Raw genomic sequence first — 14,266 nt, 5'->3', positions numbered from 1 at the left:
GCTTTCGGGCTTTCGACCGGGGTCAGTTGGCCTGGGCGGTGCAGGAAACGTTGTCCTTGATGCTGCTCGCGGCCGTGGTGAGGCTGGCCACGACCTTGCCGTCCACGAGGATCGTGCAGAGGAGGCGGTCGGCGGCGTTGGTGGGGGCGTCGAGGGTGAGCTTGAGCGGGAAGCCGCCGTTGTCATAGGACGCGGTCTGGCGCCAGGTGCCCGGCGGGATGGTGTCTTCCTGGAGCTCGTCCTGGGCGCCGTAGTTGACGTGGGCGGGCGTCGTCACCGTCACCACGAACTCGACGTGGTGCTTCTCGTCCGCGTCGGCCGGGTAGGAGAGCTTGCCGCCGACGACCGAGCTGATGCCCAGCACCGCCAGCATGACGAGCGCGACCACGATGCCGAGCCCGGAGACCGCGACGCCGGCCAGTGAGACCGTGCGGTTCGTCGCCTCGCCGCGCTTGAAGCGCACCAGGCCGAGCGACGACAGGGCGAGCCCGGTCAGCCCGAGGGGCGTGCAGAGCAGGCCGACCATCGGGATCCACGAGACCAGCAAGCCGAGCCCGCCCGCGGCCAGTCCGGCGATGCCGTAGGCGTTCTTCGGGGCCTCTGGCTCGGCGGCGGGCGGCGGGGGCGGCGGCTCGGCCTCACGGCGCGAAGCGGGCGCGAAGTAGTTGGGCGATTCGGTGGTCATGGCTTTGGTCCCCTCGCGAGATTGTGTCTCGTCGGCGAGGCTAATCCATCTGGGTGAAATGACAAGAAGCAGCCCAAAGTTGGTTAACAAGCTGCTAGGGGGCCATTTTGTTGACGATTAACCGGCCTTCCAGTGGCCGGAAACCTAATCGAACAAACTGACTTCGGGAGTGATCTCCAGCAGCTCGAAAACCGGCCTGCCACGACGGCCGTCGATGGTCGTCGTGCGGACCACGCGCAGCCGCGCGGTGACCGGGCGGTCCAGGTTCTCCTTGATCTGGTCGAGCAGGTCCGGCGAGACCGCGCCCTGGATGGTGCCGCCGGATTCGCGCTCCAGATAGAAGATCCGGCGGCGCGTGCGGACGCCGTCGAGCCGTCCGCTGACCGTCTCGTAGCCGACCGCCTCGCGTGACTCGCGCAGGCTGTTGTGCAGCAGCCGCGCCTGCTCGGTGGTCATGCTGCGGGTGACCTCCTCGCCGGAGGTCGGGGACAGCTGCAGGCCGATGCCCGCGTTCTTGGTGACCGCGTTGACGATGTCGCTGACCGCGTTGCGCACGGTGTCGCGCTGCAGCAGGACCGCGTCGAGCGCGCCGTCGTCGGAACCGTTGGCTGGCAGGAAGTCGCAGAGTTCCTTCACCGCGCGCTCGGACAGTGTCTCGAGGCCGTCGTGGATGAGCGCGTCGTCGAGCGCGGGCTCGGGGAAGCCGAAGAAGATCGCGTTGCCAGCCTGGCCGCGCTGGATCAGCGGGGCCTTGTCGCGGTCCGCGGGCTGGACGATCGTGACCTCGCCCGACGGGTTGCGGATGATGTGGCCGATCTTGGCCGTCGCGTCCTGCAGCGCGCGGCTGATGTCGGAGAACGTGTAGGCGTCCATATGCGTCTCGCCGATGACCGCGACGCGCAGCATCGGGGTGCGGCAGGTGCGCTCGAACTTCGCGTTGGCGGCCATCGCGGACGCGCGCGCCAGGTCGTCGAGCCAGGTGCCGCCGGGGATCTCCTCGGCGATGCGCCGGAATTCGTTCCTCACCAGATCAGCTCCGGAAATCCGCGGTCGCCTTCGGCCCATACCTCTTCCCAGGTGTCCTCGTCGCCGGGGCGGCAGAGGAACCCGTCGAGGATGCCGCCGACCGGCTGCACCTGGTCGAGATACATCGCGGGCTGCCCGACGATGACCCCGCGCAGGGTCAGCAGCCCGTACAGCGCGGACCGCCCGGCGCCGTCGAGCCGCTTCAGCGCGCCCCACTCGTCCGGGATGAGCACCACGTCCAAGCCGTCCGGCACATGGTCCGTTCGCGTGACGAAGGCGCCGCCGACCCAGGCGCGGCCGGTGTTGATGATCCGCCTGGCGACACCGAGATAGCTGTTGAGCGCGCTGAACAGGATCTCGCGCTCGTTCTGGTGCGGCGCGTCGAAGACCAGGCGTTCGTAGATGTCGGCGAGGTCGGCCGCGTGCCTGCCCGGCGGTAAGGTTTTCGCCGCGGTCCAGTGCGGAAGCGGCATGCGAATCCCCCTGGCACTGTGTGGCGTAGAAGAACAGTTCGCGAAGAAACAGCGACGTTCACGATCCGTAGCCGAAAGTACCAGGCGGGTGTCAGCGCCCTCGCCCCGGTCGGTGGTCGGCCGGGGGCCAGTCCTCAGCGCTCGGCCACGCCGGTTCCTCGACCGGAGTATCGGCCTCACGTTCAGGTGGCCACTCCACCGCGGGCAGCTGACCCTCCAGGTGAGCGGGCTCCGGCCGGTCGTCCTCCGGCGGCCATGCGGCGGGCGCGCGCGGCGGGTACTCCTCGACACCGTCGTCGAGCAGGTACGGGTTCGGCGGCGGGCCGGGCACGTACTCGGGCTCGGCCGGCTCCTCGTAGACGGGCTCGGGGTGCGCGGGCTTCTGGCGCAGGACGAGCGCCGTCGCGGCGGCGCCCAGCGCGAACGAAAGCAGCATCCACAGCCAGATCTGCCCGAAAAGCCACAGCATGGGTCACCTCACCGTGATTTCCACGCGGCGCTCGTCGCCACTGGGTTGGGTGTCGCCGAAACCCTTGGAGGTGATCCGGTCCGTCGGGATCCCGTACCGGATCAGCAGCCGCGCGACGTTGCGCGCGCGGTCCTGGGACAGCTTGAGCGCGGCCTTTTCGCCGCCGGGTCCCTGGCCGACGTGCCCGCCGACTTCGAACTCGGCGTCGGGCGGCGCCTTCTTGAGCAGCTCCGCGATCTTCTTCGCCGCGCGCTGGCCCGCCGCGGTGACGGTGGCCTCGTCCGGCACGAAGGTGATCGGCTCGGCCTGGAGCGCCTGGTTGATCTCGTCCTGCAGCGCGGCCTTCTCGTCGACCGGGGTGCTCGACGTCGGCGCGGGCGGTGACGGCGGAGCGGGCTCGCTGCTGCTCGGCGGCGCCGGTGGTGGCGTCGTCGGTTCGGGGTCGGCCTTGAGCGTCACGTCGCTCACGCCGTCGACGTTGCGCACGATGTTCTTCGCCTCGACCACCCGCTCGGCAGGGAAGCCGCTCAGCGTGGCCGCACGGCCGTCGAACGTGACCTGACCGCCGTTGATGCCCGCCGCCTGCAGCGCGGTGCGCGAACGGCCGGCCAGGTCGTTCTCGATGTCACCGCCCTTGGCCAAGGTGAGGCCGCCCGCGAGCACGCCCGTGACGACGAGCGCCAGCGGTACTAGCACCCACCTCCGTGCGCCTGGCATAGAGCGACCTTAGGACTCCGTACCCCGCTACGCGAGTCTGAAAGCTCACCATCCGTCGACTGGTGATGAACTCTCAGCTCGCGTTGGCGTCCTGCCGGAGTTCCACCGGGAGCAGCGGGGTGAGCTCGCTGTGCTTCGGCGAGAGGCCGTCGCCCATCGACTCGCCACGCAGCTGGCGGCGGATCCACGGCAGCAGGTGCAGCTTCGTCCATTCGAGGTCGGACCGCCGGGAGGTGATCCAGGTGCTCGGCTCGTCGCTCGCCGGCCACGGCTCGCGCCAGTCCGACTCGACCGGGATGCCGAGCACCTCGGCCGCGCGCAGCGCTATCCGGCGGTGCGCCTCCGGCGTGAAGTGCAGCCGGTCGTCGCTCCAGGCGCGGCGGTCGTGCAGCGGCGCCATCGCCCACAGGTCGACCATCTTCGCGCCGTGCCGATCCGCGATCGCCCACAAATGCGCGTTGTAGATCCCGACTTTTCCCCGCAGAACATGCATAACGGACAATTGCTTGGTGTCCGGGCCGTTGAAGATCACGACCGGGATCCCCGCCGCGCGCAGTTCGGCCACGCCCGCTTCGAACCGCGCCGCGACCGCGTCCACGTCCGCGCCGGGCACGATGATGTCGTTGCCGCCCGCGCACAAGGTGACCAGGTCCGGCTTCATCTCCAACGCGACCGGGACCTGCTCGTCCATGATCTCGGCCAGCATCTTCCCGCGCAGTGCCAGGTTGGCGTACCGGAACTCGGGCCTCCCCGCCGCGAGCACCTCCGCCAGCCGGTCGGCCCAGCCGCGCATGCTGCCGTCGGGCAGCTCGTCGTTCAGCCCCTCGGTGAAGCTGTCGCCGATCGCCATGTAGCTGTCATATCCATACACGCCGGAATCCCCTTACTTCCCGGTGAAACAACCTGTGCACCCCATTCGACCAACAGCAGATCATGCGCGATTAGTCCCAGCATGCGCCACCGCCGGTTCAACTCCAGGTCACAGTCTCTTATCTTGTCGGCGTTCTCCGCATCCGCATTACGTGGAACTCACCCGCCAGGCACCTCGTGTGGGCAACGTCTCCCCGCATGCGGACTTTCTTCCCGACTTAGGGCAGGCTAGCCAGCGTGACCGACAAAACTCGGGAGTCGCTCGCGGAGATACTCGGCGGCCGCCAGGGCGCCATCGACGCCAGCGTCCCGCCCGCGGCGTTCGTCGTCGGCTGGCTCGCCGCGGGGCAATCGATTCCCTGGGGCGCCGGCGCCGCGATCGGGGTCGCGGTGCTGCTCGGCGCGTTCCGGCTCGCCCGCGGCGGCAAGGCGCGCGCGGTGGTGGTGAGCCTGGCGATGGTCGTCGCGGCCGCGCTGATCGTGGTGCACACCGGGCGGGCGGAGGACTTCTTCCTCATCCGGCTGCTGTCCAATGTGGCCAGCGGGCTGCTGTGGGCGGCGAGCATCGTCATCCGCTGGCCGCTGCTGGGCGTGGTCGTCGGGCTCGTGCTCGGCCAGAAGACCAAGTGGCGTAAAGATCCTGTGCTGCTGCGTGCCTACTCGCGGGCGAGCTGGGTGTGGGTGTTCCTGCAGTACACCCTGCGCGTGGCGGTGTACGGGGCGCTGTGGTGGAGCGGGCAGGTGGTCGCGCTCGGGGTCGCGCAGACGGTGCTCTCCTGGCCGCTGGTGGCGCTCACGGTCGCGGCGAGCGGCTGGGTGCTGTACCGAGCGCTGCCGGAAGATCATCCGGGGCTTCGGGTGGTTCAGAACGAACCGGAGAGTTAAGGCGGCCCCCGGCGAGGGGGGAGGGTCCGGGGGCCGAGTCCTACGGTACCCGTTCTTGGTCGGTTCGTGCGACGTTTTGCTTCTCAACTTCAGCGGATTTGCGATTTCGCCCCGCGAACTGGGCTTTCTAACGATGTACCGGGCGGGGCGCGTCCTCGCCGAACGCGTCGACGGCGGCCAGCCACGTGGCGCCGAGCACGCCATCGGTGCTCGTCAGGACGTCGAGCTCTCGCAGTGAGGTGCGCACCAGCACCCCGACCGGGCTTCCGGCGCCGAGCACACTGCCCACCAGCACGACCGGGGTGCGCTCGTCCGGTTCCCGCGCCGCCAGCGCGTTCGCCACGAGCAGCTCGGCGGCGCGCGCGACGATCTCCAGCGCGGCCAGTTCGCCGTCGTCGTGCGCGGCGCTGACCAACGGGGCGAACCTGGCCAGCCGGATCGGCGGCTCGGCGTTGACCCCGGTGATGAGGCGGCGCGAAAGGGCGAGACGGTCCGTGGTGGCGTCCAGTTCGGACACTCCGAGAGCCTCGGTGAGCACCGCGGCGGCCAGTCCGGTCACCCGGTGCCCGCGCGCGAGAACATCCAAAGTGGAGCGAACGGCCTCGCGGCCGATCCAGTAGGCGGAGCCTTCGTCGCCGAGCAGCCAGCCCCAGCCGCCCGCGGTCGAGACCATCTTCCGCCCGCGGACCCGGCCGGCGATCGAGCCGGTGCCCGCGATCAGCACGGTCCCGTCCGGCTCGGCGGTGGCCGAGGCGAACGCGGCCTCCGCGTCGCTGACCACCCGCACGCCGATGCCGAGCCGCTCCCACGTCCGCGTGAACACGGCCGCGATGGCGGGATCGGTCAGCTTGCTCACTCCGGCCATGCCGACCACGCACGCGCGGGTACGCGCCGGGTCCAGCCCGGCGAGCGCGGCGGTGATCGCTTCGGCGATATGGGCGGCGGCTTCCTCCGGCGGATGGGAGTTGGGGTTCGCGCCCCCGCTCCGCCCGGTCCCGAGCACACAGCCGGCGGCGTCGGCTGCCACTGCTCGGGTCGAGGTACCGCCTGCGTCAACGCCGACGACATGACCCGTGGACATCAGCGCGTCTTGGTCACCTTCAACAGGCCGGTCGGCCGGTCGGGGTCACCGCCACGGGCGAGCGAGAGGCCGAGCGCGATCCGCTGGATCGGCAGGATCTCGAGCACCGGCGCGAGTTCCTCGACGGTCTCCGGCACGCCGATGCCGAGCGCGGACTTGACGTCCTTGGCCGCGGAACCGACCGCGAGCACGTCGGCGCCCCGCGAGCTGACGGCTTCGAGCACCTCACGCATGGCCTCGCTGCCATGCCCCTTGCTGGTCACCGCGAGCACCGCGGTGTCGCCGTTGACCGCGGCCACCGGGCCGTGCAGCAGGTCGGCGCCGCTGTACGCGCGTGCGGCGAGGTAGCTGGTCTCGGCCAGCTTCAGCGACGCCTCGAGCGCGGTCGGGTAGGAGTAGCCCCGCGCGGTCGTCAGGATGCGGTCGACGAACCGGTAGCGGTCCACCGCGCGTCCCACGCCCTCACCGGAGCCGTCGAGCGCTTGCCTGGCGAGCTCGCCGATGGACTTGGCGTCCTCGGCCTTGCCGCCGCGGATCGCGTCGATCAGCAGGTACAGCGACATCAGCGTCGCCGAGTAGGTCTTCGTCGCCGCGACGGCGTGCTCGACGCCCGCGCCGATGTCGACGGACAGCTCCGCGGCCGCCGCGAGCGGCGACGACGGGGTGTTGCTCACCGAGACGGTCAGCGCGCCCTGCTGCCTGGCGACCTCGGTCGCCTCGATCAGGTCGGGCGAGCCGCCACTCTGGCTGACCGTCACGAACAGCACGTCGCGCAGGTCGGGGCGGGCGCCGTAGATGGTCGCCGTGGACGGCGAGACCAAGCCGACCGGCAGGCCGAGGAGTACCTCGATCAGGTACTTCGCGTAGATCGCCGCGTGGTCGCTGGAACCACGCGCGGCGAGCAGCGCGAAGCGTGGCGGACGCTTCGAGATGGCGTCGGCCACCTCGGCGAACTCCGACTGGCGTTCGACGAGACCGGCGAGCACACTCGGCTGCTCGTCGATCTCGGCGGCCATGTGCTCGCCTGCCACTGGTTGGGAAACGGTCATCTTGGTTCTGTCACCTTTCGCTAAGGTCTAGACCAATGCTAGCTGTAATCGTACCCGGGAACGCGCTAGCACGGGCGGGCCTTCACTGGTGAAGAGTACGTTTCCTAGCGGGGTAGTCGCGCGGTCTGTGGGAAAGCTTGAGGAGTCGGACATGTTGGAGACATCGAGTGGAGAGGCGGCCGCTTCGCCGTCGGGCATGAGGGGGCAGCGGGAGCCCAAATACTGGGCACTCAAGCAGCACCTTCTTGATCTCCTTGACGCACTGCCACCTGGGGCTCCGATCCCCACGGAGCGGGCGCTGGCAGGGGAATTCACGGTTTCGCGCACCACCGTGCGCCAGGCGCTGGCCGATCTGACGGCCGAGGGCAGGCTGCATCGCGTGCAGGGCAAGGGGACCTTCGCCGCCGAGCCGAAGCTCGCGCAGCGGCTGCAGCTGTCTTCGTACACAGAGGACATGCGCGCGCAGGGCCGCGAACCGTCGTCGAAGTTGTTGGACATTGACGAAATGCCGGTCGAAGCCGACCTGGCGAAGCTGCTGGGCATCCGCGTCGGCGCGAAAATCCTTCGCCTTCGGCGGCTCCGGCTCGCCGACGCGGAGCCGATGGCGTTGGAGACCACGCACCTTCCGATGGCCCGTTTCCGTGGTTTGCGCAAACACGTTTCCGCAGGTGGATCGCTGTATGCGGTGCTGCGCGAGCACTACGGCGTCGAGATGGAACGCGCCGAGGAAACGATCGAGACGGCACTCGCCGGACCGCAGGAAGCGGAGCTGCTCGGCGCCGATGTCGGCATGCCGATGCTGCTGCTTTCGCGGCACAGTTTCGGTGTCGACGGCAAGCCGGTGGAGTACGTCCGGTCGATCTACCGCGGAGATCGGTATAAATTCGTTACGACGCTGCGTAAGCCGTGACCGGACCCGTCCCCGCGGGAATCAAATGGGGTACTCCGGTCGCGCGCGGCGTGCTCGCGACGACCATCCTCGGCTCGGGGATGGCCATGCTGGACGGGACGATCGTCAACGTCGCCCTCCCTCGAATGGGTGAAGAATTACACGCGTCCGTCGCCGGTCTGCAATGGATTCTCGACGGTTATCTGCTCGCGCTGGCGGCGCTGATCCTCGTCGCCGGATCACTCGGCGACAGATATGGCCGACGGCGCATGTTCGTTGTCGGTGTTGTTTGGTTCGGTGTCGCTTCGGTGTTGTGCGGTGCTGCTGTTTCCACCGAGATGCTCGTCGCGACGCGGGTGCTGCAGGGCATCGGCGGCGCGCTGCTGACGCCCGGCTCGCTCGCGATCCTGCAATCGTCGTTCGCACGGGAAGACCGGGCGCGCGCGATCGGCGCGTGGTCGGGGCTCGGCGGGATCGCGGCCGCGGCCGGGCCGCTGCTCGGCGGCGCGCTCGTGCAGCTGTGGTCGTGGCGGCTGGCGTTCCTGATCAACCTGCCGCTCGCGATCGTCTGCGTGGTGCTCGCGCGCAAGTACGTCCCCGAGTCGCATGACGAGCAGAGCACCGGGCATCCGGACTTCACCGCGGCCGCGCTCGGCGCGGTCGGCCTCGCCGGGCTGACCGGCGCGCTGGTCGAAGCCCCGGTGCGCGGCATCGGTGACGGGGTCGTGCTCGTCTCGGCGGCAGCGGGCGTGGCCGGGCTGGCCGCGTTCGTCTGGCTGCAGCACCGCTCGGCCGACCCGCTGGTGCCGCCGCAGCTGTTCCGCGACCGGACGTTCACCCTCGCCAACGTGCTGACGTTCGTCGTCTACGCCGCGCTCGGCGGCGTGTTCATGCTGATGGTCATGCAGCTGCAGGTCTCGCTCGGCTTCTCGCCGACCGCGGCGGGGATCGCCGGGCTGCCGATCACGCTGATCATGCTCGCGCTGTCCGGCCGCTCGGGCGCGCTGGCCGCGCGGATCGGCCCGCGCCTGCAACTGGTGGCCGGCCCTATCCTGGTCGGCGTCGGCATGCTCTTGATGATGCGGATCACGCCCGGAGCGTCCTATGTGGGCGCGGTGCTGCCCGCGGTCGTGGTGTTCGGACTCGGCCTCGCCGCCGTGGTGGCGCCGGTGACCGCGACCGTGCTCGCCGCCGCGCCGGATCGCTTCGCGGGCGTGGCGTCCGGCGTCAACAACGCGATCGCGCGCACCGGCGGCCTGCTCGCGGTCGCCGTGCTGCCCGCCGTCGCCGGGCTGAGCGGGCAGTCCTATTCGGATCCCGCCGCGCTCACCGCGGGCTGGCAGCGGGCGCTGCTCGTCTGCGCGGTGCTGGCCATCGCCGGCGGGCTGACCGCGCTGGGCATCCACAACGGCGTGCTGTCCGCGCCGCCGGAACCCGCCGAGACCCCCCATCCCGGCGAGTGCCTGCATTGCGGGGTCGACGGTCCGCCGACCCACGTCCGGGCCTCACACGCTTAGCCGAGCAGTTCCCCCAGCGCCGACGGGTCGAGGTTGCCGCCGGAGACCACGGCGACCGTCTTGCCGTCGGGGAGCTGGTCGGCGTGGAACAGGAACGCGGCCGTCGACACGGCGCCGCTCGGCTCCGCGATCAGGCCCGCACGCCTGGCCAGCACGCGCACGGCTTCGCGGATCTCCTCCTCGGTGACGGTCAGCATGCCGTCGAGCACCACCTGAAGGTGCGCGAAGGTGAGCTCCGACGGCTGCGAGCGCAGGCCGTCGGCGATGGTGCGTGCCCGCTTCTCGACCGGCCAGTCGACGCGGTGCCCGGCCTTGAGGCCCTCGGCGGTGTCCGCGGCGAGCTCGGGCTCGACGCCGAAGATCTTCGCGTTCGGGGCGAGCGCCCTGATCGCGGTGCCGATGCCGGACGCGAGCCCGCCGCCGCTGATCGGGATGAGCACGACCTCGACGTCGGGCAGGTCCTCGGCGATCTCCAGGCCCGCGGTGCCCTGGCCGGCGATCACGTTGCGGTGGTCGAACGGCGGGATCAGCGTCAGCCCGCGCTCCTCGGCGATGGCGTGCGCGGCCGACTCGCGCTGGCCGATCGGCACCTCGACGACCTCGGCGCCGTGCGACGCGGTCGCCTCGACCTTGATCCGCGGCGTCACGTCGGGGACGACGATCACCGCGGGCACCCCGAACTGCTTGGCCGCGAACGCGACCGCTTGCGCGTGGTTACCACTCGAATACGCGACGACACCTTTTTCGCGGGTCTTCTCGTCGAGCGCGGCGATCGCGTTGTACGCGCCCCTGACCTTGAACGCGCCGATTTGCTGCAGGTTCTCGGGCTTGAGCCACAGCTTCGCCGGGCTGGCCCACAGCTGCGGGAGCAGCGGGGTGCGCAGGGCAACCCCGGCGACCCGCTTGGCCGCGGCGTGGATTTCGTCGATCGTCACCAGGTTCATGCGCCGAGTATGTCAAGGAATCGTTCGTTCCGGGTCCATTGTGGACAGTCGCTAGTGGTTCTGCTCACGGCAGGCCAACGCCGGGAGTGCCTCGCGCGCCTTAAGCGTTGGAACGGGTGAAGTCTTTTTGAATCGACGGATCGGGATCATGGCAGAGGAGAAGACGGAGAAGCAGGGCACGAAGCTCGTGCAGGTACTGGCAGCGGCGCTGGCGGCGGTGACCGCGGCGTTTTTGGGGTCGACGCTGGGAGTCGCGGGGACGGTCGTGGGGGCGGCGCTCGCGAGTGTCGTAACGACCGTGGGTGGCGAGATCTACCTGCGCTCATTGGACCGCACCCGGCAATTGGCGGCGACGAGATTCAGGGCACCCTCGGACGTTTCCAACGTTTCCGACCAGGAGACGGTCCAATTCTCGCCGCCGGATTCGGCAGTTTCGGAGAAACCCGCGTGGCGGCGGCGGTTGCCGCTGATCCTGGGCGTGAGCGCGATCGCGTTCGTGGTGGCGCTGGTGGCGATCACCGGGGTCGAGGGTGCGACCGGTAAGACCTTCGGTGGGGGCAATGGCACGACGATCGGCAAGATCGTCGGCGGTGACCGTGCCAAGCCCGGCGAGGACAAGCACACCGAGACGCCCAGCACGCCGCCGTCGACCCCGGTCACGACCACGGTGACGGCTCCGCCGAGCACGACGACCCCGCCCCCGCCGACCACGTCCTCGAGCCCGCCGCCGACGACGTCGAGTTCGCCCTCGTCCAGCTCGCCGGCGACCACGCCCAGCGCGCCGTCCTCGACGCCCACGCCCTGAGAGGTCGTGAGTGTTTTAGCCGGTTAGAACCGGCCGGAACACTCACGACCCTCGGTGTCACACCAGGTGCGTTTTGAGGGCTCGGGCGGCGAACTCGGGGTCCGAGGCCTCGGTGATCGCGCGGACGACCACCACGCGGGTGGCTCCGGCGGCCAGCACCTCGGGCAGGCGGTCGAGGTCGATGCCGCCGATCGCGAACCAGGGGCGGGCCGGGGCTGAGGCGGCCGTGGCGCGCACCAGGTCGAGGCCGGGTGCGGGACGGCCCGGCTTGGTCGGGGTCGGCCAGCACGGGCCGGTGCAGAAGTAGTCCGAGCCGTCTTCCGAGGCCGCGGCCGACGCCTGCGCGACCGAGTGCGTCGAGCGGCCGATGACCACGTCGTCGCCGAGGATGCGGCGGGCCGCGGGGACCGGGAGGTCGTCCTGGCCGAGGTGCAGCACGTCCGCGCCCGCGGCCAGCGCGATGTCGGCGCGGTCGTTCACCGAGAGCAGCGCGCCATGCCGGGCGCAGGCCTCGGCGATGATCTCCAGCGCGGCCAGCTCCTCGCGGGCCTCCAGCGACTTGTCGCGCAGCTGCACGATGTCGACGCCGCCCGCGAGCGCCGCGTCGACGAAGGAGGCGAGGTCGGGGCGCGAGGCCGTGCAGAGGTACAGGCGCGCGTCGTCGAGTCGTTTCCGGATCTGTTCACCGTTGAGCCCAGGCATGGCGGCGACGGTACCCGCGCGCTACGGTGGAGTGGTCCGCACGGGAGCCTCTGTCGAGGCTGAGAGGGAGTCGAAGAGGCTCCGACCGTGGAACCTGATCCGGATAATGCCGGCGCAGGGAGCGTGCATGAGCAGGTTGAGTGTGGTCGGTGGCGGGGTCATCGGCTTGTCCGTCGCGTGGCGTGCCGCCGTGCGAGGACGGAAGGTCACCGTTTTCGATCCGAGTCCCGGCCGGGGCGCGTCCTGGCTCGCGGGTGGCATGCTCGCGCCCGTCACCGAGGCATGGCCGGGTGAGGAAGCGGTGCTGCGGATCGGCGAAGAGTCGCTGCGACGCTGGCCGGGCTTCGCGCGCGAACTCGCCGAAGAGGGCTTCGATCCGGGGCTGTCCGACGCGGGCACCATGGTCGTCGCGCTCGACAGCGCGGACGCCGGGCACCTCGAAATCCTCGCCGAGTACCTGAAGTCGCTCGGGCGTGAGGTCGAGCCGGTCACCGGGCGCGAGGCGCGCAAGGCGGAGCCGGGGTTGTCCGGAGCGGTCCGAAGTGGACTGCTCGTGCCCGGCGATTTGGCGGTGGACAACCGAAAGCTGCTGCAAGCGCTGGAGAAGGCGGCGCGCAAACGCGGGGTCAAGTTCGTGCACAAGGAACTCGCCGAGCTGCCGGAGGGTGAGGTCGTCATCGCCGCGGGCGCGTGGAGTTCGCGGCTGCACCCGCTGCTCGACGGCGTCCGGCCGCTCAAAGGCGAGATACTCCGCCTGAAACCACGCCGCGGCTGCCTCCCGCCGCCGAAACGCACGGTCCGCGCGGTCGTCGAGGGCAAGCCGATCTACCTTGTCCCGCGCGAAGAAGGCGAACTCGTGCTCGGCGCGACGCAGTACGAAGCCGGTTTCGACACGGCGGTCACCGCGAAAGGCGTCCGCGAGCTGCTCGAAGGCGCCGAACGCGTTTTCCCGGGCATCGCCGAGTACGAGCTGGTCGAGACCGCAGCCGGGCTGCGCGCGGCCAGCGTGGACACGATGCCGTACATCGGCGAGCTGGCAGGCGGCGTCTACGCCGCGACCGGTCATCACCGCAACGGCCTGCTGCTCGCCCCGATCACCGCCGACGCGATCGTCGCGCTGCTCGCGGGCGAGCCGGTGCCGGACGAAGTCATCGCCGCGAATCCCAGGGAGCGAGTTTGATGCAGGTACAGGTCAACGGCAGCTGGCGGGACGTCCCCGACGGCTCCACGGTCGCGCAGCTGCTGGCGGCGCTCGGCACCCCCGAGCGCGGCATCGCCGTCGCGCTCGACGGCGAGGTCGTCCGGCGTGGCGACTGGGAAACGGCCGAGGTGCCCAAGGGCGCCACCCTCGACATCCTCACGGCGGTGCAAGGTGGCTGAAGATCTCCTCGTCGTCGGCGAGCACAAGTTCGACTCACGGCTCATCATCGGCACCGGCGGCGCTGGCAACCTCGCCGTGCTCGAGCGCGCGCTCGTCGCGTCCGGCACCGAGCTGACCACGGTCGCCATGCGGCGCGCGGACGCCGAGGGCGGCTCAGGCGTGCTGGATCTGTTGCGGCGCTTGGGAATCCAGCTGCTGCCCAACACCGCGGGCTGCCGGACCGCCGCCGAGGCCGTGCTCACCGCGCAGCTCGCGCGCGAGGCGTGCGAGACCGATCTGATCAAGCTGGAAGTGCACGCCGACGACCGGACGTTGCTCCCCGATCCGCTGGAAACCCTTGAGGCGGCCGAACAATTGGCCGCCGACGGGTTCACCGTGTTCGTGTACACCAACGACGACCCGGTGCTCGCGCTGCGGCTCGAGCAGGCGGGCTGCGCCGCCGTCATGCCGCTGGGCGCGCCGATCGGCACCGGGCTCGGCATCCGCAACCCGCACAACATCGAGCTGATCGTCTCCCGTGCGTCCGTTCCGGTGATTCTCGACGCGGGCATCGGCACGGCGTCGGACGCCACACTTGCCATGGAACTCGGTTGTGACGCGGTTTTGTTGTCAACTGCGGTCACCCGGGCGACAGATCCCGAGCGTATGGCCTACGCGATGCGGTCGGCTGTCGTAGCGGGACGCCTCGCGCGGGGCGCCGGACGCATCCCGCAGCGCTTCTGGGCGCACGCTTCGAGCCCGCCACGCTAGGCCAAGACGCCCTTAACGCGGAG

General features: G+C 70.2%; 17 protein-coding genes and 1 riboswitch. Of the genes, 7 read left to right on the top strand and 10 right to left on the bottom strand.

The genetic code is table 11. The annotated features are described in order from the left end of the window. Window positions 1–22: 22 nt before the first annotated feature. The 6 genes from BLV57_RS08785 to BLV57_RS08760 all read right to left on the bottom strand — a co-directional run bounded on the left by BLV57_RS08785 (window position 23) and on the right by BLV57_RS08760 (window position 4,241). The gene (locus BLV57_RS08785; protein ID WP_091288156.1) at window positions 23–685 is read right to left on the bottom strand and encodes a DUF4190 domain-containing protein; all 663 of its coding nucleotides are present in this window, start codon (window positions 683–685) and stop codon (window positions 23–25) included. 144 nt (window positions 686–829) lie between these two features. After that, a complete protein-coding gene (locus BLV57_RS08780) occupies window positions 830–1,711 on the bottom strand; it encodes a hypothetical protein (RefSeq protein WP_091288155.1) in 882 nt (293 codons plus the stop codon). Beyond that, window positions 1,708–2,184, bottom strand: a complete 477-nt coding sequence (locus BLV57_RS08775; protein ID WP_091288154.1) for a DUF6932 family protein — start codon at window positions 2,182–2,184, stop codon at window positions 1,708–1,710. The genes BLV57_RS08780 and BLV57_RS08775 overlap by 4 nt, the downstream gene beginning before the upstream one ends. A gap of 91 nt (window positions 2,185–2,275) precedes the next feature. After that, window positions 2,276–2,653 carry a hypothetical protein gene (locus BLV57_RS08770; protein ID WP_091288153.1) on the bottom strand — a complete coding sequence of 126 codons (378 nt, stop codon included), beginning with the start codon at window positions 2,651–2,653 and terminating at the stop codon, window positions 2,276–2,278. Between the two features lie 3 nt (window positions 2,654–2,656). Then, complete coding sequence (locus BLV57_RS08765) at window positions 2,657–3,349, bottom strand: OmpA family protein (protein ID WP_245757225.1); 693 nt, start codon at window positions 3,347–3,349, stop codon at window positions 2,657–2,659. A gap of 94 nt (window positions 3,350–3,443) precedes the next feature. Then, window positions 3,444–4,241 carry an SGNH/GDSL hydrolase family protein gene (locus tag BLV57_RS08760; RefSeq protein WP_091288151.1) on the bottom strand — a complete coding sequence of 266 codons (798 nt, stop codon included), beginning with the start codon at window positions 4,239–4,241 and terminating at the stop codon, window positions 3,444–3,446. Between the two features lie 236 nt (window positions 4,242–4,477). Between BLV57_RS08760 and BLV57_RS08755 the strand changes: the two genes are divergently transcribed. Further along, a complete protein-coding gene (locus BLV57_RS08755; RefSeq protein ID WP_091288150.1) occupies window positions 4,478–5,125 on the top strand; it encodes a DUF3159 domain-containing protein in 648 nt (215 codons plus the stop codon). A 127-nt stretch (window positions 5,126–5,252) separates the two neighbouring features. Here the strand turns inward: BLV57_RS08755 and BLV57_RS08750 are convergent, their stop codons facing one another. Both BLV57_RS08750 and BLV57_RS08745 read right to left on the bottom strand, forming a co-directional pair. Next, entirely contained in the window at window positions 5,253–6,206 is a 954-nt protein-coding gene (locus tag BLV57_RS08750) for an N-acetylglucosamine kinase (RefSeq protein ID WP_091288149.1), read from the bottom strand. Continuing rightward, window positions 6,206–7,255: an SIS domain-containing protein gene (locus BLV57_RS08745; RefSeq protein ID WP_091288148.1), complete on the bottom strand. Its 1,050-nt coding sequence runs from the start codon at window positions 7,253–7,255 to the stop codon at window positions 6,206–6,208. Before BLV57_RS08745 ends, BLV57_RS08750 begins: the two co-directional genes overlap by 1 nt. 151 nt (window positions 7,256–7,406) lie before the next feature. Here BLV57_RS08745 and BLV57_RS08740 point away from each other — a divergent pair, with 151 nt between their 5' ends. Together BLV57_RS08740 and BLV57_RS08735 are read left to right on the top strand one after the other, a co-directional pair. After that, the gene (locus BLV57_RS08740) at window positions 7,407–8,165 is read left to right on the top strand and encodes a GntR family transcriptional regulator (RefSeq protein ID WP_091288147.1); all 759 of its coding nucleotides are present in this window, start codon (window positions 7,407–7,409) and stop codon (window positions 8,163–8,165) included. 80 nt (window positions 8,166–8,245) lie between these two features. Next, complete coding sequence (locus BLV57_RS08735; protein ID WP_245757301.1) at window positions 8,246–9,661, top strand: MFS transporter; 1,416 nt, start codon at window positions 8,246–8,248, stop codon at window positions 9,659–9,661. On the opposite strand, the gene BLV57_RS08730 is transcribed toward BLV57_RS08735, so the two are convergent. Beyond that, a complete protein-coding gene (locus BLV57_RS08730; protein ID WP_091288145.1) occupies window positions 9,658–10,605 on the bottom strand; it encodes a threonine ammonia-lyase in 948 nt (315 codons plus the stop codon). The genes BLV57_RS08735 and BLV57_RS08730 overlap by 4 nt on opposite strands. A gap of 148 nt (window positions 10,606–10,753) precedes the next feature. Between BLV57_RS08730 and BLV57_RS43190 the strand changes: the two genes are divergently transcribed. After that, window positions 10,754–11,410: a hypothetical protein gene (locus BLV57_RS43190; protein ID WP_176968548.1), complete on the top strand. Its 657-nt coding sequence runs from the start codon at window positions 10,754–10,756 to the stop codon at window positions 11,408–11,410. 57 nt (window positions 11,411–11,467) lie between these two features. Here BLV57_RS43190 and thiE read toward each other — a convergent pair whose 3' ends face one another. Next, window positions 11,468–12,112, bottom strand: coding sequence for a thiamine phosphate synthase (gene thiE, locus BLV57_RS08720; RefSeq protein ID WP_091288143.1), 645 nt, complete (start codon window positions 12,110–12,112; stop codon window positions 11,468–11,470). 30 nt (window positions 12,113–12,142) lie between these two features. After that, a riboswitch (TPP riboswitch) is annotated at window positions 12,143–12,250 on the top strand. On the opposite strand from thiE, the gene thiO reads away from it, so the two are divergent. The 3 genes from thiO (at window position 12,240) to thiG (ending at window position 14,243) form a co-directional block, all read left to right on the top strand. Then, on the top strand, window positions 12,240–13,292 hold the full coding sequence (thiO, locus tag BLV57_RS08715) for a glycine oxidase ThiO (RefSeq protein ID WP_091288142.1): 1,053 nt from the start codon (window positions 12,240–12,242) through the stop codon (window positions 13,290–13,292). (Overlaps the previous riboswitch by 11 nt.) Then, window positions 13,292–13,492: a sulfur carrier protein ThiS gene (gene thiS, locus BLV57_RS08710; RefSeq protein ID WP_091288141.1), complete on the top strand. Its 201-nt coding sequence runs from the start codon at window positions 13,292–13,294 to the stop codon at window positions 13,490–13,492. Before thiO ends, thiS begins: the two co-directional genes overlap by 1 nt. Next, on the top strand, window positions 13,485–14,243 hold the full coding sequence (gene thiG / locus BLV57_RS08705) for a thiazole synthase (RefSeq protein ID WP_091288140.1): 759 nt from the start codon (window positions 13,485–13,487) through the stop codon (window positions 14,241–14,243). The genes thiS and thiG overlap by 8 nt, the downstream gene beginning before the upstream one ends. Window positions 14,244–14,266 lie beyond the last annotated feature (23 nt).

It is taken from the genome of Amycolatopsis xylanica, assembly GCF_900107045.1.
GTDB lineage: Bacteria > Actinomycetota > Actinomycetes > Mycobacteriales > Pseudonocardiaceae > Amycolatopsis > Amycolatopsis xylanica.
Note: the sequence above shows the minus strand (reverse complement) of the source record. Positions and strands in the feature narration are given on the sequence as shown.

Coding starts and splice junctions, on each gene's coding strand:
- BLV57_RS08745 (WP_091288148.1), bottom strand. CDS start 7,255: ATGACCGTTTCCCAACCAGTGGCAGGCGAGCACATGGCCGCCGAGATC.
- thiS (WP_091288141.1), top strand. CDS start 13,292: ATGCAGGTACAGGTCAACGGCAGCTGGCGGGACGTCCCCGACGGCTCC.
- BLV57_RS08730 (WP_091288145.1), bottom strand. CDS start 10,605: ATGAACCTGGTGACGATCGACGAAATCCACGCCGCGGCCAAGCGGGTC.
- BLV57_RS08735 (WP_245757301.1), top strand. CDS start 8,246: ATGGCCATGCTGGACGGGACGATCGTCAACGTCGCCCTCCCTCGAATG.
- BLV57_RS08785 (WP_091288156.1), bottom strand. CDS start 685: ATGACCACCGAATCGCCCAACTACTTCGCGCCCGCTTCGCGCCGTGAG.
- thiE (WP_091288143.1), bottom strand. CDS start 12,112: ATGCCTGGGCTCAACGGTGAACAGATCCGGAAACGACTCGACGACGCG.
- BLV57_RS08770 (WP_091288153.1), bottom strand. CDS start 2,653: ATGCTGTGGCTTTTCGGGCAGATCTGGCTGTGGATGCTGCTTTCGTTC.
- BLV57_RS08775 (WP_091288154.1), bottom strand. CDS start 2,184: ATGCCGCTTCCGCACTGGACCGCGGCGAAAACCTTACCGCCGGGCAGG.
- thiO (WP_091288142.1), top strand. CDS start 12,240: ATGAGCAGGTTGAGTGTGGTCGGTGGCGGGGTCATCGGCTTGTCCGTC.
- BLV57_RS08740 (WP_091288147.1), top strand. CDS start 7,407: ATGTTGGAGACATCGAGTGGAGAGGCGGCCGCTTCGCCGTCGGGCATG.
- BLV57_RS43190 (WP_176968548.1), top strand. CDS start 10,754: ATGGCAGAGGAGAAGACGGAGAAGCAGGGCACGAAGCTCGTGCAGGTA.
- BLV57_RS08750 (WP_091288149.1), bottom strand. CDS start 6,206: ATGTCCACGGGTCATGTCGTCGGCGTTGACGCAGGCGGTACCTCGACC.